This window comes from Streptomyces hoynatensis (genome assembly GCF_003626535.1).
GTDB classification, from domain to species: Bacteria; Actinomycetota; Actinomycetes; order Streptomycetales; family Streptomycetaceae; genus Streptomyces; species Streptomyces hoynatensis.
In genome coordinates this window covers 69,996-93,913 of sequence record NZ_RBAL01000003.1, presented here as the reverse complement: position 1 = coordinate 93,913, position 23,918 = coordinate 69,996, and the positions used below count along the sequence as shown (strand labels likewise).

At 75.9% G+C, this 23,918-nt stretch carries 23 protein-coding genes; 3 read left to right on the top strand and 20 right to left on the bottom strand.

The window, feature by feature from the left end; all coding sequences use genetic code 11:
* Positions 1-96: 96 nt before the first annotated feature.
* The 3 genes from D7294_RS06275 to D7294_RS06265 all read right to left on the bottom strand — a co-directional run bounded on the left by D7294_RS06275 (position 97) and on the right by D7294_RS06265 (position 2,823).
* Positions 97-798: a class I SAM-dependent methyltransferase gene (locus D7294_RS06275; RefSeq protein WP_120677073.1), complete on the bottom strand. Its 702-nt coding sequence runs from the start codon at positions 796-798 to the stop codon at positions 97-99.
* A 64-nt stretch (positions 799-862) separates the two neighbouring features.
* Complete coding sequence (locus tag D7294_RS06270; protein WP_120676425.1) at positions 863-2,302, bottom strand: GuaB1 family IMP dehydrogenase-related protein; 1,440 nt, start codon at positions 2,300-2,302, stop codon at positions 863-865.
* A gap of 8 nt (positions 2,303-2,310) precedes the next feature.
* Positions 2,311-2,823: a MarR family winged helix-turn-helix transcriptional regulator gene (locus D7294_RS06265; protein ID WP_120676423.1), complete on the bottom strand. Its 513-nt coding sequence runs from the start codon at positions 2,821-2,823 to the stop codon at positions 2,311-2,313.
* A gap of 131 nt (positions 2,824-2,954) precedes the next feature.
* Between D7294_RS06265 and D7294_RS06260 the strand changes: the two genes are divergently transcribed.
* Positions 2,955-3,902: an LLM class flavin-dependent oxidoreductase gene (locus D7294_RS06260; protein ID WP_120676421.1), complete on the top strand. Its 948-nt coding sequence runs from the start codon at positions 2,955-2,957 to the stop codon at positions 3,900-3,902.
* Between the two features lie 18 nt (positions 3,903-3,920).
* Here D7294_RS06260 and D7294_RS06255 read toward each other — a convergent pair whose 3' ends face one another.
* The 8 genes from D7294_RS06255 to D7294_RS06220 form a co-directional block, all read right to left on the bottom strand.
* A complete protein-coding gene (locus tag D7294_RS06255) occupies positions 3,921-4,904 on the bottom strand; it encodes a sugar-binding transcriptional regulator (RefSeq protein WP_174248282.1) in 984 nt (327 codons plus the stop codon).
* A gap of 170 nt (positions 4,905-5,074) precedes the next feature.
* Positions 5,075-5,752 (bottom strand): ribulose-phosphate 3-epimerase, encoded by a 678-nt coding sequence (gene rpe / locus D7294_RS06250; protein WP_120676417.1) that lies wholly within the window; start codon positions 5,750-5,752, stop codon positions 5,075-5,077.
* A 34-nt stretch (positions 5,753-5,786) separates the two neighbouring features.
* On the bottom strand, positions 5,787-7,214 hold the full coding sequence (locus tag D7294_RS06245) for an RsmB/NOP family class I SAM-dependent RNA methyltransferase (protein ID WP_120676415.1): 1,428 nt from the start codon (positions 7,212-7,214) through the stop codon (positions 5,787-5,789).
* An 80-nt stretch (positions 7,215-7,294) separates the two neighbouring features.
* The gene (locus D7294_RS06240) at positions 7,295-7,987 is read right to left on the bottom strand and encodes a GntR family transcriptional regulator (protein WP_120676413.1); all 693 of its coding nucleotides are present in this window, start codon (positions 7,985-7,987) and stop codon (positions 7,295-7,297) included.
* A gap of 173 nt (positions 7,988-8,160) precedes the next feature.
* A complete protein-coding gene (locus tag D7294_RS06235; protein WP_120676411.1) occupies positions 8,161-9,138 on the bottom strand; it encodes a VOC family protein in 978 nt (325 codons plus the stop codon).
* Positions 9,139-9,269: 131 nt separating this feature from the next.
* Positions 9,270-10,400 carry a 4-oxalomesaconate tautomerase gene (locus tag D7294_RS06230; RefSeq protein WP_120676409.1) on the bottom strand — a complete coding sequence of 377 codons (1,131 nt, stop codon included), beginning with the start codon at positions 10,398-10,400 and terminating at the stop codon, positions 9,270-9,272.
* A complete protein-coding gene (locus D7294_RS06225) occupies positions 10,397-11,119 on the bottom strand; it encodes a 4-carboxy-4-hydroxy-2-oxoadipate aldolase/oxaloacetate decarboxylase (protein WP_120676407.1) in 723 nt (240 codons plus the stop codon). The genes D7294_RS06230 and D7294_RS06225 overlap by 4 nt, the downstream gene beginning before the upstream one ends.
* Positions 11,116-11,862, bottom strand: a complete 747-nt coding sequence (locus tag D7294_RS06220; RefSeq protein WP_120676405.1) for a PIG-L deacetylase family protein — start codon at positions 11,860-11,862, stop codon at positions 11,116-11,118. The genes D7294_RS06225 and D7294_RS06220 overlap by 4 nt, the downstream gene beginning before the upstream one ends.
* A gap of 184 nt (positions 11,863-12,046) precedes the next feature.
* Between D7294_RS06220 and D7294_RS06215 the strand changes: the two genes are divergently transcribed.
* Positions 12,047-13,420 (top strand): MFS transporter, encoded by a 1,374-nt coding sequence (locus tag D7294_RS06215; protein WP_120676404.1) that lies wholly within the window; start codon positions 12,047-12,049, stop codon positions 13,418-13,420.
* 42 nt (positions 13,421-13,462) lie between these two features.
* Here the strand turns inward: D7294_RS06215 and fmt are convergent, their stop codons facing one another.
* Positions 13,463-14,395: a methionyl-tRNA formyltransferase gene (gene fmt / locus D7294_RS06210; protein WP_120676402.1), complete on the bottom strand. Its 933-nt coding sequence runs from the start codon at positions 14,393-14,395 to the stop codon at positions 13,463-13,465.
* 240 nt (positions 14,396-14,635) lie between these two features.
* On the opposite strand from fmt, the gene D7294_RS06205 reads away from it, so the two are divergent.
* Positions 14,636-15,121, top strand: a complete 486-nt coding sequence (locus D7294_RS06205; protein ID WP_120676400.1) for a hypothetical protein — start codon at positions 14,636-14,638, stop codon at positions 15,119-15,121.
* Positions 15,122-15,190: 69 nt separating this feature from the next.
* On the opposite strand, the gene D7294_RS06200 is transcribed toward D7294_RS06205, so the two are convergent.
* From D7294_RS06200 to D7294_RS06165, 8 genes are all read right to left on the bottom strand, one after another.
* The gene (locus D7294_RS06200; protein ID WP_120676398.1) at positions 15,191-17,311 is read right to left on the bottom strand and encodes a primosomal protein N'; all 2,121 of its coding nucleotides are present in this window, start codon (positions 17,309-17,311) and stop codon (positions 15,191-15,193) included.
* A 93-nt stretch (positions 17,312-17,404) separates the two neighbouring features.
* Positions 17,405-18,613 (bottom strand): methionine adenosyltransferase, encoded by a 1,209-nt coding sequence (metK, locus tag D7294_RS06195; RefSeq protein ID WP_120676396.1) that lies wholly within the window; start codon positions 18,611-18,613, stop codon positions 17,405-17,407.
* A 278-nt stretch (positions 18,614-18,891) separates the two neighbouring features.
* Positions 18,892-20,169 (bottom strand): bifunctional phosphopantothenoylcysteine decarboxylase/phosphopantothenate synthase, encoded by a 1,278-nt coding sequence (locus D7294_RS06190; protein WP_120676394.1) that lies wholly within the window; start codon positions 20,167-20,169, stop codon positions 18,892-18,894.
* Between the two features lie 225 nt (positions 20,170-20,394).
* Complete coding sequence (gene rpoZ / locus D7294_RS06185; protein ID WP_120676392.1) at positions 20,395-20,667, bottom strand: DNA-directed RNA polymerase subunit omega; 273 nt, start codon at positions 20,665-20,667, stop codon at positions 20,395-20,397.
* Between the two features lie 46 nt (positions 20,668-20,713).
* Positions 20,714-21,274, bottom strand: coding sequence for a guanylate kinase (gmk, locus tag D7294_RS06180; RefSeq protein WP_120676390.1), 561 nt, complete (start codon positions 21,272-21,274; stop codon positions 20,714-20,716).
* A gap of 39 nt (positions 21,275-21,313) precedes the next feature.
* Positions 21,314-21,637, bottom strand: a complete 324-nt coding sequence (locus D7294_RS06175; protein ID WP_120676388.1) for an integration host factor — start codon at positions 21,635-21,637, stop codon at positions 21,314-21,316.
* A 231-nt stretch (positions 21,638-21,868) separates the two neighbouring features.
* Complete coding sequence (gene pyrF, locus D7294_RS06170; RefSeq protein ID WP_277751074.1) at positions 21,869-22,708, bottom strand: orotidine-5'-phosphate decarboxylase; 840 nt, start codon at positions 22,706-22,708, stop codon at positions 21,869-21,871.
* A gap of 80 nt (positions 22,709-22,788) precedes the next feature.
* Complete coding sequence (locus tag D7294_RS06165; RefSeq protein ID WP_174248281.1) at positions 22,789-23,913, bottom strand: quinone-dependent dihydroorotate dehydrogenase; 1,125 nt, start codon at positions 23,911-23,913, stop codon at positions 22,789-22,791.
* Between the last annotated feature and the right edge of the window lie 5 nt (positions 23,914-23,918).

The window sequence follows — 23,918 nt, the reverse complement described above, 5'->3', positions numbered from 1 at the left end:
GCCGGCCCGCGCCGCCGGCGGGCCCGGGCGCCTCGCCCCGGCGCCGCCGCCCGGGGCCGGGAGGCCGCGGTGCCGCGCGGCGGCGCCGGGAAGCGTTCACTCGGGCAAGGGCGCCGGCAGGGCCCGCACCCAGGTGCGGTCGTCGGTGAGCACCGCGTCGAGCGCGAGCCCGGCCTCCGCAAGGGCCCGCCCGAAGCTCTCCTCGGTGTAGCGGTAGGACAGGAAGGTCTGGGTCCAGGTCACGTCCGGGTACGCGTACTCCACGCGAATCCTGGAGGTGCCCCCGCCCGCGGGCTCGGCGGAGGCCACCCGCACCAGGCCCTCGCCGATCCGGCTCTCCCGGGGCACCCGCTCGTGCCAGTCGGCGCCCTCGCGCTGGATGAGGACGCAGCCGTCCTCCGCGACGTGGCGGCGGCAGGCGCGCAGCATCCCGGCCCGCACCGCGGGATCGCCCGCGTGCACCAGGAAGGAGGCGAGCAGCACCACGTCGAAGCGCTCCTCGCCGAGGTCGAGGGACTCCACGGGGCTGCACACGGTGCGCGCGCCCCGCACGTGGGCCAGCATCTCGGGGGACTCGTCGACGGCCGTGACGCGGAAGCCGCGGCGCAGCAGCGGATGGGTCACCCGCCCCACGCCGCAGCCGAGTTCGAGGATGCCGACGCCCGGCGGCACCGCCGCCGCGACGATGTCGGGCTCCGGTCCGACCGGCAGCCTGAGCCAGTGCTCGACCGCACAGCCGTCGGGCGTGATGGGGCCAGGCCCCGTTCCGCTGTATCCCTGGCGGGTCTGTGTGCTCATGACGGGCAGCACATCACGCCCGCGCCCCGGCCCGACAGCCCCGCCCTCGCCAACCTCCCCCGGATCACTGCCAGCTGGCGTGCAGCGGCTTGCCCTCGGCGTAGCCCGCTGCGCTCTGCACGCCGACCACGGCCCGGTCGGCGAACTCCGCCAGGTTCGCCGCGCCCGCGTAGGTGCAGGCGGAGCGGACGCCCGCGATGATCGAGTCGATCAGGTCCTCCACGCCGGGGCGCTCGGGGTCGAGGTACATCCGCGAGGTGGAGATGCCCTCCTCGAACAGCCCCTTGCGGGCCCGCTCGTAGGCCGACTCCTCCGAGGTGCGGTTCTGCACCGCGCGGGCCGAGGCCATCCCGTAACTCTCCTTGTACAGCCGCCCGTCGGCCGCCTGCTGGAGGTCGCCCGGCGACTCGTGGGTGCCGGCGAACCAGGAGCCGATCATCACGTTGGACGCCCCGGCGGCGAGCGCCATCGCCACGTCCCGCGGGTGCCTGACACCGCCGTCGGCCCACACGTGGTGCCCGGTCCTGCGGGCCTCGGCGGCGCATTCGAGCACCGCGGAGAACTGCGGCCTGCCCACCCCGGTCATCATCCGCGTGGTGCACATGGCGCCGGGGCCCACGCCGACCTTGACGATGTCGGCCCCGGCCTCGATGAGGTCGCGGGTGCCGCGCGCGGAGACCACGTTGCCCGCGACCACGGGCACCTGCGGGTCGAGCCCGCGGACGGCCCGCAGCGTGGCGATCATCGACTCCTGGTGGCCGTGCGCGGTGTCCACCACCAGCGTGTCCACGCCCGCCTCCAGCAGGGCCTTGGCGCGGCTGGCCGAGCCGTTGTTGATCCCGACCGCGGCGGCGACCCGCAGCCTGCCCGCGGCGTCGGTGGCCGGGGTGTAGAGGGTGGCCCGCAGCGCGCCCTTGCGGCTGAGGATGCCGGCCAGCCTGCCGTCGGGCCCGACGGCCGGGGCGATCTTGCGGTTGCCCGCGTCCAGGGCGGCGAACGCCTCCTGCGGGTCGAGGGCGGCGTCCAGCACCAGCAGGTCCCTGGACATCACCTCGCCCAGCTGCGTGAACCTGTCCACGCCGGTGAGGTCGGCCTCGGTGACGATGCCGACCGGGCGCTCGGCCGAGACGACGACGCCCGCGCCGTGCGCCCGCTTGGGCAGCAGGGCCAGGCCGTCGCCCACGGTCTGGGTGGGGGCGAGCACGATCGGGGTGTCGAGCACCAGGTGGCGGCCCTTGACCCAGGCGACGACGTCGGTGACGACGTCCAGCGGGATGTCCTGGGGGATCACCACGAGGCCGCCGCGCCTGGCCACCGTCTCGGCCATCCGGCGGCCCGCGACGGCCGTCATGTTGGCCACCACGATCGGGATGGTGGTGCCGGTGCCGTCCCCGGTGCTCAGGTCGACCCCGTGCCGGGAGCCGACGGCCGAACGGTTGGGGACCATGAAGACGTCGTCGTAGGTCAGGTCGTAGCCCGGGGTGGAGTCGTTGAGAAACCGCATGCTCCCTCTCACCTGCTGCTCGGTCGTTCCGGTGGGTGGGGAGCTGGCGCTCCTACGTCATTATGGCCGACTTCCGCACGTTTCATCGAGTCGGTCTCCCCTCCCGCGGCGGCCTCCATCCGGTCCACGATCTTGGTGAGCGCCACGCGCAGCACCCGGCGCTCCTCCGCCGTCAGCGTCGCCGTCGCGTGGCGCTCCAACTCGGCGCGCGCCGCCTGCACGGGCTCGCGCGCCGCCCGGCCGCGCTCGGTGAGGTGCAGCCTGACCAGCCGGGCGTCGGCGGGGTCGCGGCGCTTGGTGAGCAGCCCGGCGGCCTCCATCCTGGCCGTGGACTTCACGATCGTCGGGGTGGCCACCCGCAGCCGCTGGGCCAGCTCGCCCGGGGTGAGCCCGTCGGTCTCCCACAGCACTTCGAGCAGCAGGTTCTGGCCGACGCGCACGCCGTGCCTGCTCATCGCCTCGTCGGAGGCGGCGCGCAGCAGCTTGTGCGCCCGGGTGAAGAGGCGGAGGAGATCGCTCATGCGGCCGACCCTAGCCCAGCCGTTCCCCCTCCCCTGGCGCCCCACGGGGAAGCTCGTTAGCCTGGCTAACGATACCCGGCTAACGAGTCGCGCGGCGCGCCGTGCCGCGGCTCGTCGAGGAAAGGCACCGCATGCCCACCGAGCACCAGAGAAGACCGAGCTTCGGCATCAAGACCACGCCCGCGCACCTCCCTTACGAGGAGATCGCCCGCGTGTGGCGGGAGGCGGACGAGATCGAGGCCATCGAGCACGCCTGGCTGTGGGACCACATGATGCCGATGTTCGGCCCGCGGAACGGCCCCGTCCTGGAGGGCTGGACGCTGCTTGCGGCGCTCGCCGCCCAGACCCGGCGGATCGGCCTCGGCCTGCTGGTGACGAGCAACCGGATCAGGCCCCCGGCCGTGCTCGCCAAGATCGCCGCGACCGCCGACGCCGTCTCCGGCGGGCGGCTGACGGTGGGCATCGGCGTGGGCGGCACCCGCCAGCCGGACGGCGCCGGCGGGGTGCCGGGGCAGAACCCGGCGACCGCCGAGTACGCCGCCTACGGCCTCGACCTGGTCTCCCCAGGCGAGGGGGTGGCGCGGCTGGCCGAGTCCTGCACCATCCTGCGGCGGCTGTGGACCGAGGAGCGGGTCGACTTCGAGGGCCGCTACTACCGGCTGCGGGGGGCGCATTGCGAGCCGCGGCCGCCGCGCCGCCCGCCGCTGCTGATCGGCGGCTGGGGCACCAGGACCCTGCGGGTGGTGGCCGAGCACGCCGACGTGTGGAACGTGCCGGGGCCGCCGCACAACGACCTGGCCTTCGTCCGGGAGCGCTCGGCGGTCCTCGACCGGCACTGCGCGGAGATCGGCCGCGACCCGGCGGAGATCACGCGCTCGGTGCAGTTCCACGTGACCTACGAGGACCCCGCGGCCGTGCGGGCCACCGCCCGCGCGTTGCTCGGCATGGGCGTCACGCACGTGGTGCTGAACCTGACCCGGCCCTACCCGCCGCGGCCCGCCCGCTGGGTGGCGGACGAGATCATCCGGCCGCTCCTCGCGGAGGCGGCCGGCGCCGGCCGGGCCGGGGCCCGGGTCTGAGGCCCGGCGCCGGCCCCGCTACTCGTCGGGGTCGGCGCGGTCCAGGGCGGGGCGGCGCCCTGGGGGCTGGGCCAGCAGCCGGTCGGCCGCGGTCGTGTCCGTGACCAGGCTGGTGACCAGCCCGGAACGCAGCACCGCGCCGATCGCGTCGGCCTTGCGGCGGCCCCCCGCGATGGCCACCACCTCGGGAATCCGCCGCAGCCGCTCGGCCTCGACGGTGATGCAGCGCTCCCCCAGGTCGCGGCCCACCCGGCGGCCGTCGGCCGCGAAGAGGTGCGCGGACATCTCCGCGGCCACCCCGAGCGAGGCGTAGTGCTCGCGCTCCTCCTTGCCGAGCATGTCGTGCACGGCGGAGATCCCCGCCTCCCAGGAGCCGATGGACACCGCCGCGATGGTCACCTTGTCGAAGTACTCGAAGGCCGCCGCGATCCCCGGCTGGCCGCGCAGCGCCGCGGCGGTGGCCGAGTCGGGCAGCAGCATCGGCGCGTAGATGGGGTGGGCCTCGCCGCCGGAGACGGCCGCGGCCAGGCGCACCGCCTCCACCGAGCCGCGCTCCGCGGTGCCCGCGTCGTACACGCCGGTGAGCTGGACCACGGTGCACGGCGGCAGTTCGCGCAGCGCCTGCGCCATGTGGATGGTGGAGCGGCCCCAGGCCAGGCCGATCACCTCCCCCTCGGAGACCAGCTCGCCGAGCAAGTCGGCGGCCACCTCGCCCAGATGCTCGGGGTCCGGGGTGTCGTCCGCCGCGTCGGCCGGCGACTCGGCGACCACCACGTGCCGCAGCCCGTAGCGGGCGCGCAGCGCGTCCGACCGTTCGGCGTCAAGCTCGGCGGGGACCCGGATCTCGATGCGTACCAAGTCGTGTTCCACCGCCGATTCGAGCACCCGGGCCACCTTGAACCGGCTGACCCCGAACTCGTCGGCGATCTGGATCTTCGACTTGCCTTCCAGATAGAAGCGGCGCGCCATCGCGGCCGCCTGCATCAGCTCGGCGGGCCCCATCCGTGTGGCTGACCTCCCGGTCGGCACCGCACTCACCTCACTGTCCCTCAGTCCGTCTTCCCGCACACCAACCGCCTGTTCATCCTCGCAGATCCGGCGGACCCCCGATTCGTCCCCGACGCCCCGGGGAGGCCGCGGAACCCGATCGACAGCGGCCGTTCACCCGGACGTCAGTCCGCGCGGGGCGCGGGGGCGAGGGCGCGCTCCGCCCGCTCGCGCAGGGCGCGCACCGCGGCGGCCGGGTCCTGCGCCCCGTAGACGGCGGAGCCGGCCACGAAGACGTCCGCGCCCGCCTCCGCGCAGCGTTCGATCGTCTCGGCGGAGACCCCGCCGTCCACCTGGAGCCACAGGCTCAGGCCGTGCCGCTCGATCAGCCTCCTGGTGCGCCGGATCTTCGGCAGCATGATGTCGAGGAACGCCTGGCCGCCGAAGCCGGGTTCCACGGTCATCACCAGCAGCATGTCCAGTTCGGGCAGCAGGTCCTCGTACGGCTCGATCGGGGTCGCGGGCTTGAGCGCCATGGAGGCCCTGGCGCCCTTGGCACGCAGCTCGCGGGCCAGGCGCACCGGGGCGGCGGCGGCCTCGGCGTGGAAGGTGACGGAGCCGGCCCCCGCCTCCGCGTAGGCGGGCGCCCAGCGGTCGGGGTCCTCGATCATCAGATGGCAGTCCAGCGGGATGTCGGTGGCCTTGCGCAGCGACTCGACGACGGGCAGCCCCAGCGTCAGGTTGGGCACGAAGTGGTTGTCCATCACGTCGATGTGCAGCCAGTCGGCGCCCTCCACGGCCCTGGCCTCCTCGGCGAGCCGGGAGAAGTCGGCGGACAGCATGCTGGGGTTGATCTGAGCCATGGCCCCCAGTATTCAGCATGGGGCGTGACGCCGGTCACGCGGTGCGGCGCAGCAGCGCCAGGTACATCGCGTCGGTGCCGTGCCGGTGCGGCCACAACTGCACGTCCGGGCCCTCGCCGAGGCCGGGGACGCCGGGCAGCAGCGGGCGGGCGTCGATCCACTCGGCCCGCGGATCGCCCGGCCCGCGCAGCCCCTTGAGCACGTCCCCGACCACGACCCGGGTCTCGGCGAGGTGCGGCGAGCAGGTCGCGTACCCCACGACCCCGCCGGGGCGCGCGGCCTCGAGCGCCGAGCGCAGCAGGCCGCGCTGGAGCGAGGCGAGCCCGTCCAGGTCCTCCGGCCCGCGCCGCCAGCGGGCCTCGGGGCGGCGGCGCAGGGCGCCGAGGCCGGTGCAGGGCACGTCGACCAGCACCCGGTCGAAGGCGCCGGGCCGCCAGGCGGGCCTGCGCCCGTCGGCGACGATCACCTGACAGGGACCGGGGTTGCCGGCCAGGGCGCGGGCGACCAGCCTGGCCCGGTGCGGCTGCCGCTCCGCGGCGAGCAGGGCGGCACCGCGCTCCGCGGCCAGGCCGGCGAGCAGCGCGGCCTTGCCGCCCGGGCCCGCGCAGCCGTCGAGCCAGCGGGTGTCGCGCCCGGTCACCGGGGCGCCCGCCAGCGCGAGGGCGACCAGCTGGCTGCCCTCGTCCTGCACCCCGGCGCGGCCCTCGCGGACCGCGTCCAGGGCGCCGGGCTCGCCGCCCTCGGCCAGCCGCACCGCGTAGGGGGACCAGCGGCCGGGCTCGGCCTGCGGCTGCGCGGCGAGCAGTTCCTCCCGGGTGGCGCGGCCCGGGCGGGCGGCGAGGGTCACCCGCGGCCGCTCGTTGTCGGCGGCCAGCAGGGACTCGATCTCCTCCCGGCCGCCGCCGAGGGCGTCCCACAGCGCGGAGACGATCCAGCGCGGGTGGGCGTGCCGGAGCGCCAGGTGGCGTTCGGGGTCCTCGTCGTAGGGCGGGCAGAGGCGGTCGAGCCAGCCGTCGAGGTCGTGGGCGGCGACGCGGCGCAGCACGGCGTTGACGAACTTGGCCCGCCCGTCGCCGAGCACGTACCTGGCGAGTTCCACGCTGGCGCTGACGGCGGCGTGGACCGGGATGCGGGTGCCGAGCAACTGGTGTGCGCCCAGGGAGAGTACGTCCAGCACCGGCGGGTCCACCTCGCGCAGCGGGCGGTCGACGCACGCGGCGAGCACCGCGTCGTAGGTGCCCTGGCGGCGCAGCGTCCCGTAGACCAGCTCGGTGGCCAGGGCGGCGTCCCGCGTGTCCAGTTCCCCGGCCCTGCGGGCCTTCGTCAGGAGCGGCGGCAGCACGAGGTTGGCATAGGCCCGCCGCTCGTCGACGGCGCGCAGGGCATCGAAGGCGAGGACCCGCACGGGGTCGCGGTGGGGGCGGCGATGGGGCCTGGGCGCGCGCGGCGGCCGACTGCTCACGGAACAAGGACTCCGACCGGTGAGGGAATGGGACCCCAAGCCTACGGCGCCCCGCGCGGGCGCCCGCCCGGTGCCGGGGCTCAGGCGGGGCCGGTGGGGCCCGGGCCCCTGCGCTCCACCTCGGGGAGGGCGTCGATGACGCTGCGCAGGTGCGCCCGCATCGCGGCCTCGGCCGCCCCGGGGTCGGCCGCGCACAGCGCCTCGATGATCCGCAGGTGCTCCGGCAGCGAGACGTGGGGGCGGCCGGGCTGCATGGCCAGCCGGAACTGGTGGCGGACGTTCTGCCCGCGCAGGCGCTCCAGGACGGTGCGGGCCGTGCGCTGCCCGCTCAGGGTGAGGACCAGCGCGTGCAGCCGCCGGTTGAGGTCCGAGTACCCGAAGACGTCGCCGCGGGCGACGGCCTCGCGCATCCGCTCCCCGATCTCCCGCAGCGTGCCGCGGTCCTCCTCGGTGGCGCGCTCGGCCGCCTTGGCCGCGCACAGGCCCTCGAGCGCCATGCGGACCTCGGTGATCTCGATGGCCTCGTCGAGCGAGACCGCGCGGACCCGGGCCCCGCGGTTCTGGATGCGCTCGACCAGGCCCTCGGTGGCCAGCTGGACGAGGGCGTTGCGCACCGCGGCCCGGCTGGCGCCGAACTGCTCGGACAACTCCGCCTCGACGAGGCGCTGGTTGGGCGCGAAGTCGCCGCTGGTGATCGTGTCGCGAATCGCGTCGACGACCGAGGCCGGTCCGCCACCGGCCGGGTCTGCGGCCGCGCCGGCGCCTGTTGCCATTGCTGTCTCACCCTCCACGGGCCCGGGGCCGGGGCCGGGCGAGCGCGGGTCGGCGGCGCGCGCCTTCCGGCCGCCGCCCCGCATGGCCTTCCGGGGGGCGCGGCCCTCGCTCCCGGAGATCGCCCCGGATGTCGTCGGTATCGTATCCGGCCGCCGGCCGCCGCCTGCCGCGGTCACCCGGGTGCGCGCGGGGGCACCGGCGGGGTGCCGTGGGTGTGGAAGGACTCGATCGTCTTCAGGCCCCACGCCTGGCCCTTGGCGCGCTCGGCCTCGGTCCAGGTGACGGTCTCCCAGTCGGGGGCGAAGATCAGCCGCCCGGTGGGGTTGCACAACTCGACGCGGTTGCCGCCGGGTTCGTAGACGTAGAGGAAGAACGTCTGCTGGATGGCGTGCTTGTGCGGGCCGGTCTCGATGAAGATCCCGTTGTCCAGGGCGATGTCGGCGGCGCGCAGGATGTCCTCGCGGGTGTCGGTGGCGAAGGCGATGTGGTGCAGGCGCCCGCTCGACCCGGTCCGGTCGTTGGTGTAGACGAGGTCGTAGGACTTCTGGGCGAAGTGGGTCCACTGCCCGGAGATCACGCCGCTGTCCAGCCGGATCTGCTCGGTCACCCGGCCGCCGAGGGCCTCGCAGACGAAGCCGCCGTTGGCCGCGGCCTCGCGGGCGAGGTAGTTGACGTGGTCGAGCCTGCGCACCCCGACCCCGCGGCCCGGGTACGCCTGGGCCTGGTTCTTCAGGGCGGGCCGCAGGTGGGCGGGCGGCCGGTAGCGCTCGGTCTCCCAGTAGAGCTCCATCAGGTGGCCGTCGGGGTCGCGGAAGCGGTAGGTGGGCCCGAGGCCCGGTTCGCCCTCGGCCCAGCCGATCCCCAGCCCGCGCCGCTCGACGGCGGCGACCCGCCGCCTGAGCGCCGCCTCGCTCGAGGCGCGCAGGGCGGTGGCGCCCACGCCGGAGGTCGCGGCGGCGGTCAGCTTGAGGCTGTGGTGCTCGTAGTCGTCCCAGGTGCGCAGGTAGACCGAGTCGCCGGCGGCGCCGTTCTCGGTCAGGCCGAGGACCCGGACGAAGAAGTCCAGGCTCTTCTCCGGCTCGGGGGTGAGGAGTTCCACGTGCCCGAGGTGGGCTATCTCGTGGCGGGGCGAGGCGTCGGGCTCGGGCATCTTCGGCTCCTGTCGGGTTCCTGTCCCTGCCCGGCCGGCGCACCTCCGGCGAGACGGCGGCGGGCATCCGGCGGATGCGGCGGGCGGCGGCGCCGTGGCAGGCCGGGGCCGGGGAGGGAGTGCGGGCGGGCTCAGCTGCGGGGGAAGGCGGTGCCGTCGAACAGCTTCCGCGCGGTGCGGATCACCGTCGAGCTGCGCACCCGCGGCACCGCCGGGCCGCCCCGCCCGCCAGGGTCGCCGGGGCCGCCGGTCCGGGGGTCCGCGGGGCGAGCGGGGCCCTCAGGATCGCCGAACTCGACGGCCACGGCCAGCCTGCCGCTGGGGTGCTCGATCTCCAGGGGCGCGCCGGCCGGCGGGCGGACCAGCACATCGTGGCCGACGGCGCCGTCGAGGAGCGCGGCGGTGGCGACGCTGACCGCGCCCAGCACCCCGATCGAATGGTGTGGCCGCAGCGGGATGAAGGTCCTGGTGCACAGGGCGCCGCCCTCCCGCGGCGGGGCGACCAGCGTGGTCTTGGGCACCGGGGTCCCGGCGACCTCGCCGAGCCCCATCAGGCGCCCGGCCGCGGTGCGCAGGGCCTGCACCCGGCGGGCCAGGTCCGCGTGCGCGGCGAGCTCCGCGACCGGCTCGTAGCCGGTGAGGCCCAGGTCGGCGGCCGCGGCCACGACCACGGGCATGCCGTTGTCCACGCAGGTGACCTCGATGCCCTCGACGGTGTCCCGCACCCGGCCGGTGGGCAGCAGGCTGCCGCACACCGAGCCCTCGGTGCCGGCGAAGGCCAGCTCCACCGGGGCCGCGGTGCCCGGCACGCCGGAGATGGCCGCCGGGCCCGCGTACGCCACCTCGCCGCCCGGGGTGGGGAAGGAGGAGACGGCGGTGGCGCCGGTGTTGACCAGCCGTATCCGCACGCTGGTGCGCTCGGGCCCGGCGGCGACCAGGCCGCGCTCGACGGCGAACTGCCCCACTCCGGCAAGGAGGTTGCCGCAGGTCTGCCGGTCGGAGACGGTGGGCTCGCCGACCCCGACCTGGAGGAAGAGGTAGTCCACGTCCCGGTCGGGCCCGCCGCCCGGCCACACCACGGCCACCTTGCTGGTGAGCGGGTGGGCCCCGCCGAGGCCGTCGATCTGCCGCGGGTCGGGCGTGCCCATGAGGCGCAGCAGCAGGCCGTCGCGTTCCGCCGGGTCGGCCGGGAGGTCGGCGCCGAGGAAGTACGCGCCCTTGGAGGTGCCGCCCCGCATCAGCATGCACCGCACGCCGCTCATCCCGGCTCCCCTTCCGCGGCCTGCCGCGCCGCGTACTCGGCGGCCGTCAGGTACTCCACGCCCAGGTCGGCGAGGGTGCGGCGCAGGCCGTACCGGTCGAGGCCGAGTTCGCCCGCGCCGAACGCCTCCCGGGTGGCGGCCTCCCTGGCGAGGCGGGCGCGTCCCGCGGTCACCGCGGCGGCGGCCGCCGTGCGCGGGACGCACATCACCCCGTCGTCGTCGGCCAGGATCACGTCGCCGGGGTGGATCGTCCGCCCGCCGATCGCGAGGGGCACGTTCACCGCGCCCGCGGTCGCCTTCACGGTGCCCTGGGCGCTGACCGCGGCCGACCAGACGGGGAAGCCCATCGCGCGCAGTGCGGCGACGTCGCGCACGCCCGCGTCGAGGACCGCGCCCCGCACGCCGCGGTGCCGCAGGGCGGTGGCGAACAGCTCGCCGAACAGGCCGTCGCGGGAGGGCGAGGTGGTGGTCACCACGAGGACGTCCCCCGGGCCGCACTGCTCGACGGCGGCGTGGATCATCAGGTTGTCCCCGGGCCAGCACAGCGCCGTCACGGCCGTGCCGGCGATCCGCGCGCCCTCCTGGACGGGCCGCAGCCCCGGGCCGAGGTAGCCGGTGCGGCCCAGCGCCTCGTGGACGGTGGCCACGCCCATCCCGGCCAGGGCCGCCACCTCCCCGGCCCCGGCGCGCGGCGGGTCGGTGACGATGACGGGCCTCACGACAGCACCCCGGTGACCTGGGGGAAGACCCGGGCGTACGCCTCGCCCCTGGTGTCGTGCGGCAGGCCGAGGTTGGGTCCGGCGTTGCGCCTGAGCTGCACGCCCCTGCGCTTGGCCAGGTCGGTGTAGTAGTCCCACAGGTGCCGCTGGGCCGGCAGGCACTCCATGGCCTTGCGCTTGCGGGCGAAGACGGGGGTGATGTCGAGCAGCACGTCGGGGCGGAAGTCGCACTGCTCGGGCTGGTGCGGCTCGAACAGGAACACCGGCGGCGCGCCCAGCGGCTCCCCTGGGGCGTCGTACCCCGCGGCCTGGGCCAGCACCCGGGCCTGGAGGGCCATCCGGGCGGCGGCGGCGTGGTCGCCGTTGTAGGGGTCGGACAGGGTGTGGGTGAGGACGGCGGTGGGCGCCAGCTCGCGGTGGATCCGCACCAGCCGGTCGACCAGCTCCTGGGACTCGCGCAGCGGGTAGTCGCCCGCGTCGAGGAAGCGCACCTCGGCGCCGAGGGCGGCGGCGGCCTGTTCCGCCTCCGCCCTGCGCAGCGCCTTGATCTCCTCCAGGGTCCTGCCCTCCCGCCAGGCGCGCGCCGACTCCCCGCGCTCGCCGAAGCTCAGGCAGACGACCGTCGCCCGCTCGCCGCGCTCCGCGGCGAGGGCGAGCGCGCCGCCGGCCCGCCACACGAAGTCTCCGGCGTGGGCGCTGACCACGAGCAGGCTGCCCGGGCGTTCCGTTGCGGCTTGCGACATTCGCTTCTCCTCGTCTGTGACGCGCTGCCCATCCTGGGATGCACCCGACAAGATTGTCAACAATTTATTCGGCGACTTTCGATGAGATTCCGTCGAAACTCTTGTCGCGCATTCCGGCGCCGCCGTACCGTCTGTGCCCTCCCCGAGATCCCCCACCGCGCCCCCCCGGACGAAAGGGACGAGGATGTCCTCAGACACACCGCGCGGCCCGGCCGCCGACCCCGTGCGCCGCCTGGCGTTCCGCGTGACCGCCCTGTGCTGGTTCGTCGTCCTTCTCGACGGACTCGACCTGTTCGTCTACGGCGCGACCCTGCCGGGCCTGCTGGACGACAAGAGCCTCGCCCTCGACCCCTCGGACGGCGGCGACATCGGCAGCCTCACCACGCTGGGCATGCTCCTGGGCGCCCTCGGGTCCGGCCTGATCACCGACCGGACGGGACGCAGGAAGATCGTCCTCTCCGGGGTGGTGATCTTCTCGCTCGGCTCCGCCGCCTGCGCCATGGCCCAGACCGTCGCCCAGTTCGGCGCCGCCAGGCTGGTCGCGGGCGTCGGCCTCGGGGGCCTGCTGCCCACCGCCATCGCCCTGGTCATGGAGTACGCCCCGCCCGGGCGCAGGCACCTGGCCGTCACCCTGGTGATGACGGCACATCAGGCGGGCGGCGCCGTCGCGGGAGCCCTGGCGATGTCGGTCGTGGACGCGCTCGGCTGGCGCTCGGTGTACTGGCTGGGGGCGCTGCCGCTCCTGCTTGCGGTCCCGGTGATCGCCCTCATGCTGCCCGAGTCCGTGACCTACCTGCTCGCCAGGGGCCGCACCGCCGAGGCCCAGGCCCTCGCCGGCCGGCACGGCGTCCCGCTCGGCCACTTCACGCCCGAGCCGGACGCGGGCAGGGGCGGCAGCCTGCGCGCCCTGTTCACGCCCGCGGTCCGGACCACGACCCTGCTCTTCTGGATCGCCTCCTTCGCCGGCCTGCTGCTCGTCTACGGCATGAGCACCTGGCTGCCCACGATGATGCGCGACAACGGCTACCACCTCGGCTCCTCGATCAGCTTCGTGCTCGTGATCAACATCGGCGGCATCGTGGGCATGCTGGTCGCCGGGCGGCTCGCCGACGGCTTCGGCTCCCGGCCGGTGGCCATCGCCTGGTTCGCGCTGACCGCGGGCGGCGTCGGCCTGCTGGCCGTGCACATGCCGCTGGGGCTGACCTACGCGCTCGTCTTCGTGACCGGCGGCTGGCTCTTCAGCGCCCAGACGCTCATCTACTCGAGCACCGGCTCGTACTACCCGCAGGAGGACCGGGCCACCGCGCTGGGCTGGGTCTCCGGGATGGGCCGGTTCGGCGCGGTCTTCGGCCCCTGGCTCGGCGGGGTGCTGGTGGATGCCGACATGTCGACCTGGGGATTCGGCGTGTTCGCCGCGGCCGGCCTGCTGGGCGCGGTGATGATCGCCTTCGTGCCCCGGCTGCCGCGGGCCGGCGGCCCGGCCGGCCCGCCTCCCGCGAGGACGGCCCCCGCCGCTCCCCCGGGCTCCCCCGGCCTCGGCACGCCCCCGCTCGCCTGAGGCGCCGGGCGGCGGAAGGGCGCGCCGGGGCAGCCGGGCGGCCTAGCCGCCCAGGCGGTCGGCGGAGGTGACGCGGGCGCCGCGGGCCCAATCGGCCGCGCGCATCGGCTTCTTGCCCGGCGGCTGCACCCACTCCAGCTCCACCGCGTGCGAGCCGGTGCCCACGTGCACGGCCCGCTTGCCCACGGCCGGCTCGCCCGGGGCCAGCCCGTCGAGGTCGGGCGCGGGCGTCACCTGACGCAGCTTCAGCCGCTCGCCGCGGAAGGTCGTCCACGCCCCGGGCGCGGGGGTGCAGGCCCGCACCTGCCGGTCGATCCGCAGCGCGGGCGCCGACCAGTCGACGGCCGCGTCCTCGACGGTCAGCTTCGGGGCCGTGGTGACGCCCTCGGCCGGCTGCGGCACCGCGCGCAGCGAGCCGTCCTCGATCCCGTCCATGGTGGCCAGGAGCAGCCCGGCGCCGGCCAGGGCGAGCCGCGTCAGCAGGTCCCCGCTGGTGTCCTTCGGCCGGATCTCCTCGGTGATCACGCCGTACGTCGGGCCGGAGTCCAGGCCCTCCTCGATCCGGAAGGTGGTGGCGCCGGTGACGTCGTCCCCGGCGAGCAGCGCGTGCTGCACGGGGGCGGCGCCGCGCCAGGCGGGCAGCAGGGAGAAGTGCAGGTTGACCCAGCCGTGCCGCGGGATGTCGAGCGCCGGCTTGGGCAGCAGGGCGCCGTAGGCGACCACGGGGCAGCAGTCGGGGCCGATCTCCCGCAGCCGGTCGAGGAACGCCGGCTCGCGGGGGCGGGCGGGCTGCAGGACCTCGATGCCCGCCTCGCGGGCGCGCTCGGCCACCGGGCTCGCGACCACCCGGCGCCCGCGGCCCGCGGGCGCGTCGGGCCTGGTGACGACGCCGGCGACCTCGTGCCGCCCGGAAGCGATCAGCGCGTCGAGCGCGGGAACGGCGACCTCGGGAGTGCCTGCGAAGACCAGCTTCATCGTGCGCGTGCGACCTCTCGGGCGGAGCGGACGGGTGGCCTGCCAGTCTAGGGGGCCGCGGCGGGGCGCCCTCGCCAGGGGCGTACGGAAAGCCCGCGCGCTCCGCCGAGTTGACGATGCGCTCCGATACCGTGACCCAGGCCCCGGGTGAGGCGTTGGTCAAGGCAGATTGACCCCAACGGGCCGTGTTCAGGCCCGATTCCTTGACCTTCACTAGACGCCGGTTCGAGAGGCTTCTTCATGGCCGACCACGCCACCCCCGACGCTCAGGCACGAGCCAGTCTTCATCTGCTGGTGCGGGACATCGAGCGGGTCCGCCGACAGGTGGACGCGCTGCGTACGCTCACCGCCCAGCTGGGCAACGTCTACCGCCCCCGACGCACCGGTCCCTCGACCGGGTTCGTCGTCTACGGACGCGCCCCGGCCCCCACCGTCCGCCTCGCCCAGGAACTTCGCGACAGCGTCGAGGCCCTGGTGACGGCCGCGGTGGACTTCGACCGTTCGCTCGGCTTCTCCTGGGACGCCGTGGGCTCGGCCCTCGGCGTGACCAAGCAGGCGGTCCACCGCCGGTACGGCGTGCGGCGGGCGGCGGGGCAGCAGCCGGGGGCGGGACGCGAGGGCGCCAGGCAGGAGCAGGCGGCGCCCGCCGTGCCGCAGGCGCGGGCGGTGCGCGCCGCCCCGCAGGCCGGCGGCCCGGGCGGGCTCCCCGGGCAGCGCAACGGCTGAGGCCCGCCGGCTGCGCGGGCGCGGCCGCGCCGGGCCGGGCGGCACGGGCCCGGGCCGGGGCGGCCGTCCTCAGCCGATGTCCTGGGGGTCCACCCGGATCCTGACCGGTGGGCCCTCGCGGCGGGCCAGGCGCCCGGCCTGCGCCGACTTCAGGGCCGCCGCCAGTTCCGCGCCGTGGCCGGGCGGCACCCGGATCAGGGCCCGCTCCCACCGCTCCCCCGCCGGCGGGTCGCCCGGGCGCCGCGGGCGGCCCGGCTCGGCGACCGGCAGCGGCACCGGGCCGAGCACCTCGGCCGAGGCGGGCAGCCGCAGCGAACCAAGCAGCCCGGCCACGGCCTCGGGGCTGCCGCTGACCGCGGCCATCCGCGCGACCGGCGGGAAGCCGAGGAAGGATCGGTCGGCCAGCTCGCGGCGGGCGTGCCCGGCCGGGTCCCAGCGCACCAGGGACTGCACGGCCCGCTCGGTGGGCTCGCCCAGCACGACCACCGTGCCGCCCTCGGCCTGCGGGCGGACCAGCGCCGCCGCGTTCAGCCAGCAGCGCAGCGCCTCCTCGCCGGCCCGCAGGTCGGGCCTGCCGAGCAGCGCCCAGCCGTCGAGCAGCAGCGCCGCCGCATAGCCGGGCCCCTCGGGAACGGGCTCGGCGCCTGGGGTGCTGACGACGAGCGCGGGCCGGTCGGGCACGGCGCCGAGCACGTGGTCGCGGCCCGAGGTGCGCACCTGCACGGCGGGAAAGGCCCGGCCCAGTTCCTCGGCGGTGCGCCGCGCGCCGACCACCACGGCGCGCAGCCGGGCCCCGCCGCACTCCGCGCAGTGCCAGCCCGGGGCGTCCTGGCCGCACCAGGCGCAACGCAGCACCTCCGCGGCGCCCACCGCGGCCAGCGGCCCGTGGCAGTGGGCGCACCTGGCCGGGGTGCGGCAGCGGGCGCAGGCCAGCCGCGGCACGTAGCCGCGGCGCGGCACCTGCACCAGGACCGGGCCGCGGGCGAGCCCCTCCCGCACCGCCTGCCAGGCGAGGGTGGGCAGCCGCGCCGCCCTGGCGGCCGGATCGCGGGCCTGGTCGCCGTCGCCGACGGTGCGCACCAGGGGCGCGGCGGCGCGCACGGCCTCCCTGGCGGCGGCGAGTTCCCCCGCCCAGCCGGTCTCGACCAGCCGGGCGGACTCGGCGCTGCGGGAGAGGCCGCCGAAGAGCGCCGCGGCCCCCTCCTGCACGGCCCGCAGCGCCAGCACCTCGCGGGCGTGCGGCTGCGGCGCGCGGTCGTCGTGGTGCGCGGCGTCCCCGTCGTCCCACAGCGCCACCAGGCCGAGCCGGGCGACGGGGGCGAACATCGCGGCCCGGGTGCCGACCACGCACCGCACGGCGCCCCGGCTGACCGCGAGCCAGCGCCGGTACCTGGCCTCCGGGCCCGCGTCGGCGGTGAGCAGGACGTGGTGGCCGGGGCCGAGCAGCGCGGTGAGGGCGGCGTCGGCGCGGGCGGCCGCGCGGCCGTCGGGCAGCACCGCGAGGGCGCCGCGGCCCGCCGCGAGCGCGGTGGCCAGCGCGCGGGCCAGCTCGTCCGGCCAGTGCGGTCCCGGCAGGGCCGTCCACACCGCGCGGGGCGCCTCGCCGCGCGCGAGGGCGGCCAGGTAGGCGGGGCCGCTCGGGTACCGGCTCCAGCCGCCCGGCCCGGGCGGGGCGGGCGGGGGCGGGGCGGGCGGCGAGGGCTGCCGCTCGGCGCGGGCCATCCGCGGCGGCACGGCCAGCTGCACGACGTCGGCCAGGGCCCCGGCGTAGCGGTCGGCCACGGCACGGCACAGCCGCAACAGGCCGGGCGAGAGCACCGGTTCGGTGGAGAGGACCTGGGCGAGCGGGGCGAGGACCCCGGGGAAGTCGCTGTCGGCGCGGCGCTCCACCACGAAGCCGTTGATCAGCCTGCCGCCCTCGCGGCGGCCGTCGCGCTGCCCCGCGCCGAACCTGACCCTGACCCTGACCCCCGGCCTGGCCTCGGCGTCCATCGCCGCGGGAACGGCGTAGTCGAAGAGCCGGTCCAGGTGGACGAGGCCCTTGTCGACCAGAACCCTGGCCACCGGAAGGCGCTCGGCGAGCGGCGCGTTCCGCCAGGTCCTGGGCCTGGCCCTGGGAGCGGTGCGCGCGGCCTGCCCGACGAGCGCCAGCTGCTCGCCCTCGCGCCCGGCGCGCTCGGAACCGCCCATCGGGCCGTTGTCACCCACCCCGCCAGTACAGCAGACGAGTCCGACATGTCCGCCCGCGCCGAGGGGAGGCCCCGGCGGCGCGGGCCGGGCGCGTCAGAGGCCGGTGACGGAACGCAGGGCGTCCACGCGGTCGGTGCGCTCCCAGGTGAACTCGGGCAGCTCGCGCCCGAAGTGCCCGTAGGCGGCGGTGCCCGCGTAGATGGGGCGCAGCAGGTCGAGGTCGCGGATGATCGCGGCCGGGCGCAGGTCGAAGACCTCCGTGATGGCCTGCTCGATCTTCTCCACCGGCACCGAGGCGGTCCCGAAGGTCTCGACGAAGAGCCCGACGGGGGCGGCCTTGCCGATGGCGTAGGCGACCTGGACCTCGCAGCGCGAGGCGAGGCCGGCGGCCACGACGTTCTTGGCCACCCAGCGCATCGCGTAGGCCGCGGACCGGTCCACCTTGGAGGGGTCCTTGCCGGAGAACGCGCCGCCGCCGTGCCTGGCCATGCCGCCGTACGTGTCGATGATGATCTTGCGGCCGGTCAGTCCCGCGTCGCCCATCGGGCCGCCGATCTCGAAGCGGCCGGTGGGGTTCACCAGCAGCCGGTAGCCCTCGGTGTCCAGCTTGATGCCGTCGCCGAGCAGGGCCCGCAGCTCGGGCTCGACCACGAACTCCCTGATGTCGGGGGCGAGCAGCGACTCCAGGTCGATGTCGGAGGCGTGCTGCGAGGACACCACGACGGTGTCGAGGCGGACCGCCTTGTCGCCGTCGTACTCGATGGTGACCTGGGTCTTGCCGTCGGGGCGCAGGTAGGGGATGGTGCCGTTCTTCCTGACCTCGGAGAGCCGGTGGGACAGCCGGTGGGCCAGCTGGATGGGCAGCGGCATCAGCTCGGGGGTCTCGTCGCAGGCGTAGCCGAACATCAGGCCCTGGTCGCCCGCGCCCTGCCGCTCCAGCTCGTCCTGCGCGCCCTCGACCCGCGACTCGTACGCCGCGTCCACGCCCTGGGCGATGTCGGGCGACTGCGAGCCGATCGAGACCGAGACCCCGCAGGAGGCGCCGTCGAAGCCCTTCTTGGAGGAGTCGTAGCCGATCTCGAGGACCTTGCCCCGCACCAGCGTCTCGATCGGCACGTACGCCTTGGTGGTCACCTCGCCGGCCACGTGCACGAGGCCGGTCGTGATCAGGGTCTCCACCGCCACGCGCGAGGCGGGGTCCTCGGTGAGGAGCGCGTCGAGGATGGTGTCGCTGATCTGATCGGCGATCTTGTCTGGGTGACCCTCGGTCACCGATTCCGAGGTGAACAGACGGCGGGACACATCGCTCCCTGGGGTTGCAGCGGCTGCTGGCTGAATGCTTGCGACCGCCCCGGCGGCCGGTGCGGTCCGCGTCAGTGTATCCGGATCACCGCAGGCATGGACGGTGGCGGTCCCATATTCCGGTCATTCCCATAGGCTCCGCCGGCCCGCGCCGCGGACCGCCACGGTATCCCGGCGGCCTGCGGAAAGGGAGGGGGCGCCCGCACTCCGAGACGCGGCGCCCGCCCCGGGGCCCCGCGGCGGCGCCGCGGCGGGTGCCCGTACCTCCCGGCCGCGGATCAGGCCGGGGCGCCGCCCAGGCGCCGCAGCACCGCGTCCCAGATCCGGTGGGCGAGCACCTCCTTGGGGCCGCGGGGCACGTGCGTCTGCGGGCCGCCGGCCTCCAGGATGACCGCCTCGTTCTCCTCGGTGCCGAACGCAAGGCCCTCGCCGACCCGGTTGACCACCAGCAGGTCGCAGCCCTTGCGGGCGAGCTTGGCGCGGCCGTTGGCCAGGACGTCCTCGGTCTCGGCCGCGAAGCCGGCGACGACCTGCCCGGGGCGCCTGGCGGCGGCGAGGCCGGCCAGGATGTCGGGGTTGCGCACGAGGGCGATGGGCTCGGGATCGCGGCCCTCCACCTTCTTGATCTTGTTCTGGGCGCGGGCCGCGGGCCGGAAGTCGGCGACCGCCGCGGCCATCACCACCGCGTCCGCGTCCGCCGCCGCCTTCGTCACCGCGGCGGCGAGTTCCGCGGCCGTGCCCACCCGGATCACCTCGGCGCCCGCCGGGTCGGGCAGCGCGCTGTTGGCGGAGACCAGGGTGACCCTGGCGCCGCGGGCGAGCGCGGCGCGGGCCAGCGCGTAGCCCTGCTTGCCCGAGGAGTGATTGCCGAGGAAGCGGACCGGGTCGAGCGGCTCCCGGGTGCCGCCCGCGCTGACCACCAGGTGCCGGCCTGCCAGGTCGGCGCGCCAGGCCCCGGCGGCCTCCCCTGGCTCCCCGGCCGTCCCCGGCTCCCCCGGCACCGCCGCGGCCGGCGCCGTGGCACGGGCCAGCACCGCGCGGCAGAGCTCGAAGATCGCCTCGGGGTCAGGCAGCCGGCCCTTTCCGGTGTCGGCTCCGGTCAGCCGCCCGGAGGCCGGCTCGACGACGAGGGCGCCGCGGCTCCTGAGGGTGGCCACGTTCTCCCTGGTGGCGGGGTGCTCCCACATCTCGGTGTGCATGGCGGGGGCGAAGACGAGGGGGCACCTGGCGGTCAGCAGGACGTTGGTCAGCAGGTCGTCGGCCCGCCCGGTGGCCGCGCGGGCCAGCACGTCCGCGGTGGCCGGGGCGACGACGACCAGGTCGGCGGCCTTCCCGAGGCGGACGTGCGGCACCTCGTGCACGTCCTCCCAGACCTCCGTCGCCACCGGCTCGCCCGAGAGGGCCGCCCAGGTGGCCGCGCCGACGAAGCGCAGCGCGGAGGCGGTGGGCACCACCCGCACGTGGTGCCCGGACTCGGTGAACCGCCGCAGCAGCTCGCACGCCTTGTAGGCGGCGATGCCGCCGCCCACGCCGAGGACGACCTCAGGTGGCCTCATCGCTGACCGGCTCCCTTCCTGCCGCTGTCCGCCCCGGGCCCGGGCCGGCGTCGCGCCGGCTTGCGCGCCCGGAGGCGGGACCATCGTCCCCCACCGCGGCGGGCGGCCGCCCGCCGGGTCCCGGCATGCCGAAGGCCCGGCAGCGTCCGCTGCCGGGCCCGTGGTGGGAAGGCCCAGGGCCGCCGGGCGGCCCGGGGGCCACGCGCGCCGCGTGGGCGGCGTCGGCTACTCCGCGACGCCCTCGACGGCCTCCGAGGTCAGCAGGCCCGCGTTGATCTCGCGCAGCGCGATGGAGAGCGGCTTCTCGTGCACGTGCGTGTCGACGAGGGGGCCGACGTACTCCAGCAGGCCCTCGCCGAGCTGCGAGTAGTAGGCGTTGATCTGCCGGGCCCGCTTGGCCGCGTAGATCACCAGGCTGTACTTGGAGTCCGTCGCCTCGAGCAGCTCGTCGATCGGCGGGTTGATGATGCCCTCGGGCGTGGTGATGGGAGAGGACACGCTCTGCCTTCCGCTGGAGGTCCGGGGGGAATTCCCCGTGAACGAATCAAGGCCAGTGACTCATCAAGGCTAGCAGCTCGGCCGATACCCGCTCGACGGAGGTGTTGACCAGGGTGACGTCGAACTCGGCCTCGGCCGCCAGCTCCTTGCGCGCCACCGCAAGCCGCCGCTCGATCACCTCGGGCGGCTCGGTGCCCCGGCCGGTCAGGCGGCGGACCAGCTCCTCCCAGCTCGGCGGGGCCAGGAAGACCAGGCGCGCGTCCGGCATCGAGGCCCGCACCTGCCGGGCGCCGTTGAGCTCGATCTCCAGGACCACGGGGTCCCCCGCCTCCAGCCGCTGGAGGACGGGCCGGCGCGGGGTGCCGTAGCGGTTACCCGCGAACTCGGCCCACTCCAGCAACTCGCCGTTGGCGATCAGCTTGTCGAACTCGCCGTCGTCCACGAAGTAGTACTGGACGCCGTGGCGTTCCCCCGGGCGTGGCCGCCGTGTGGTGGCGGAGACGGAGAGCCACACCTCGGGGTGGGCCTTGCGCAAATGAGCGACGACCGTGCTCTTGCCGACCCCGGAAGGGCCGGAGAGCACGGTCAGCCGCGGACGATCGGTCATGCGGCAGATTATCCCGCCTCATGGGCGGGCGGGAAAATCTCAGGCGGCGCCGCTGCCGAACTCGCGCTCCAGCGCGGCGATCTGGTTGGAACCGAGCCCGCGGACCCGGCGGCTCTCGGAGATGCCGAGCCGCTCCATGATCTGGCGGGCGCGGACCTTGCCGACGCCAGGCATCGACTCCAGCAGCGCGCTGACCTTCATCTTGCCGATGACATCGTTCTCCTGGCCCTGCTTGATGACCTCGTGCAGCGAGGCGCCGGAGTGCTTGAGCCGATTCTTGACCTCGGCGCGCTCCCGGCGAGCCGCGGCGGCCTTCTCAAGCGCGGCTGCGCGCTGTTCAGGGGTAAGGGGCGGAAGAGCCACGCCTACGTCACCTCGGGTGTCGAACTTGTCGGATACGGAACGGTGAGGAACCTAGTAGTCCCGCACCGGCGGGGCAACGAGCAACGCGCTCGGCTGCTCCCGCTTCGACGGAGACTAGCGGCCGTCAAGGCGTTTAGTCAGCGAGAATCGACAAAAACTCCTGGTCAGCCTCAGAGCGTCCACGACATATCCGACAAAAGACCGCGCCGATCGCCGCCAGGGTGCGGCCGGTTACGCTCCGGAACCGGCAACTCGGGCGATCTGTCCGGCTTCCCGCGCCGCCGCCTCGCGCAGGGCGGCGAGGTGCGGGCCGTGCCGGAGCACTCCCCTGCTCACGTGGGGCACGACCCGGGACAGGGCCGGGCCGAAGACCCGCGGCAGGTCGGCCGCGGCGGCGCCCTGCGCGCCGATGCCCGGGGCCAGCAGCGGCCCGTTGATCGCGAGCCACTCCCCCGGCACGCCGCCGCCCTCGCCCGGCTCGGCGGCGAGCGTGGCGCCGACCACCGCCCCGAAGGAGCCCAGGGGCCGCGCGCCGGCGTTCTCCGCGGCGAGCCGCTCCAGGACCTCCTGCCCCACCTGGCGCCCGGCGGCGGTGGTGGCGGTCTGCACCTCGGCGCCCTCCGGATTGGAGGTGCGGGCCAGGACGAAGACCCCGCAGCCGTTGGCCCGCGCCAGGTCGAGCGCCGGGCGCAGCGCCCCGAAGCCGAGGTAGGGGCTCAGGGTCACCGCGTCCGAGAAGAGCGGGGCGCCCTCGCCGAGGTAGGCCTCGGCGTAGGCGGTCATGGTGGAGCCGATGTCCCCCCGCTTGGCGTCCATGATCACCAGCGCCCCGGCGGCCCTGGCCTCGGCGACGGCCCGCTCCAGCACGGCGATGCCGCGCGAGCCGAAGCGCTCGAAGAACGCGGCCTGCGGCTTGAGGGCCGCCACCCGGCCGGCCAGCGCCTCGACGACCGTGCCGGCGAAGCGCTCGAGCCCTTGCGGGTCGTCCGGCAGGCCCCAGTCGGCGAGCAGGGAGGGGTGCGGGTCGATCCCCACGCACAGCGGACCGCGCTCGTCCATGGCCCGGCGCAGCCGGGCGCCGAACGGCTCGCGCGGCGCCCCGGCACCCGGGGAGGCGGCGGAGCGGGGCGGGGCGGGCTTCGGGGTGGCGTTCACGGGTGACTCCCCTTGACGTCGGCGCCGACCGCGTCGGCGAGGGTGGCGTGGGGGCTTGCCGCGAGCCGCTGGGCCAGACCCCGGTGGACGGACCTGGCCCAGCCTGGTCCCGCGTAGATGAAGCCGGTGTACCCCTGGATCAGCGTGGCGCCCGCGAGGATGCGCTCCCAGGCGTCCTGGGCGGTCTCGATGCCGCCGACGCCGACCAGCACGACCCGGTCGCCGACCCGGGCGTACAGGCGCCGCAGCACCTCGAGCGCCCGCGCCCGCAGCGGGGCGCCGGACAGGCCGCCCGCGCCCAGGGCCGCCACCGGCCCGGCGGGGGTGCGCAGGCCGGTCCTGGCGATGGTGGTGTTGGTGGCGATGATGCCGTCGAGGCCGAGTTCGAGCGCGAGGCCGGCGACCGCGTCGACGTCCTCGTCGGCCAGGTCGGGCGCGATCTTGACCAGCAGCGGCACCCGGCGCTCCGGCACGGCGCGGTCGGCGGCGGCGCGCACCGCGGTCAGCAGCGGGCGCAGCCGGCCGGTGGCCTGGAGGTCGCGCAGGCCCGGGGTGTTGGGCGAGGAGACGTTGACGACGAGGTAGTCGGCGTGCGGGGCGAGGCGCCCGGTCGTCAGGACGTAGTCGGCGACGGCCTCCGATTCGGGGACGGCCTTGGTCTTGCCGATGTTGACGCCGAGGACCGGCCGGCCGGCCCCGCCGCGGCGGGCCAGGCGGGCGGCGACCGCCGCCGAGCCCTCGTTGTTGAAGCCCATCCGGTTGACCAGGGCGCGGTCGGCCGGGAGCCGGAAGAGCCGCGGCGCGGGGTTGCCCGGCTGCGGGCTCCCCGTCACGGTGCCGATCTCGACGTGGCCGAAGCCGAGGAGGCCGAGCCCCGCCATGCCGACGGCGTCCTTGTCGAAGCCGGCCGCGAGCCCGAGGGGGCCGGGCAGGTCGAGCCCGAACGCCCGCACCGAAAGCCGCGGATCGGCGGGGGCGCAGGCCGCGCGCAGGGCGCCGCGCAGCCCGGGGACGTGCGGCGCGGCGCGGATCAGCCGGAAGGCCAGGCGGTGCGCCGCCTCGGGGTCGAGGCGGCGCAGCACCGTGGTGAACAGCAGTGCGTAGGGGGTGGTGCGGGGCACGCCGC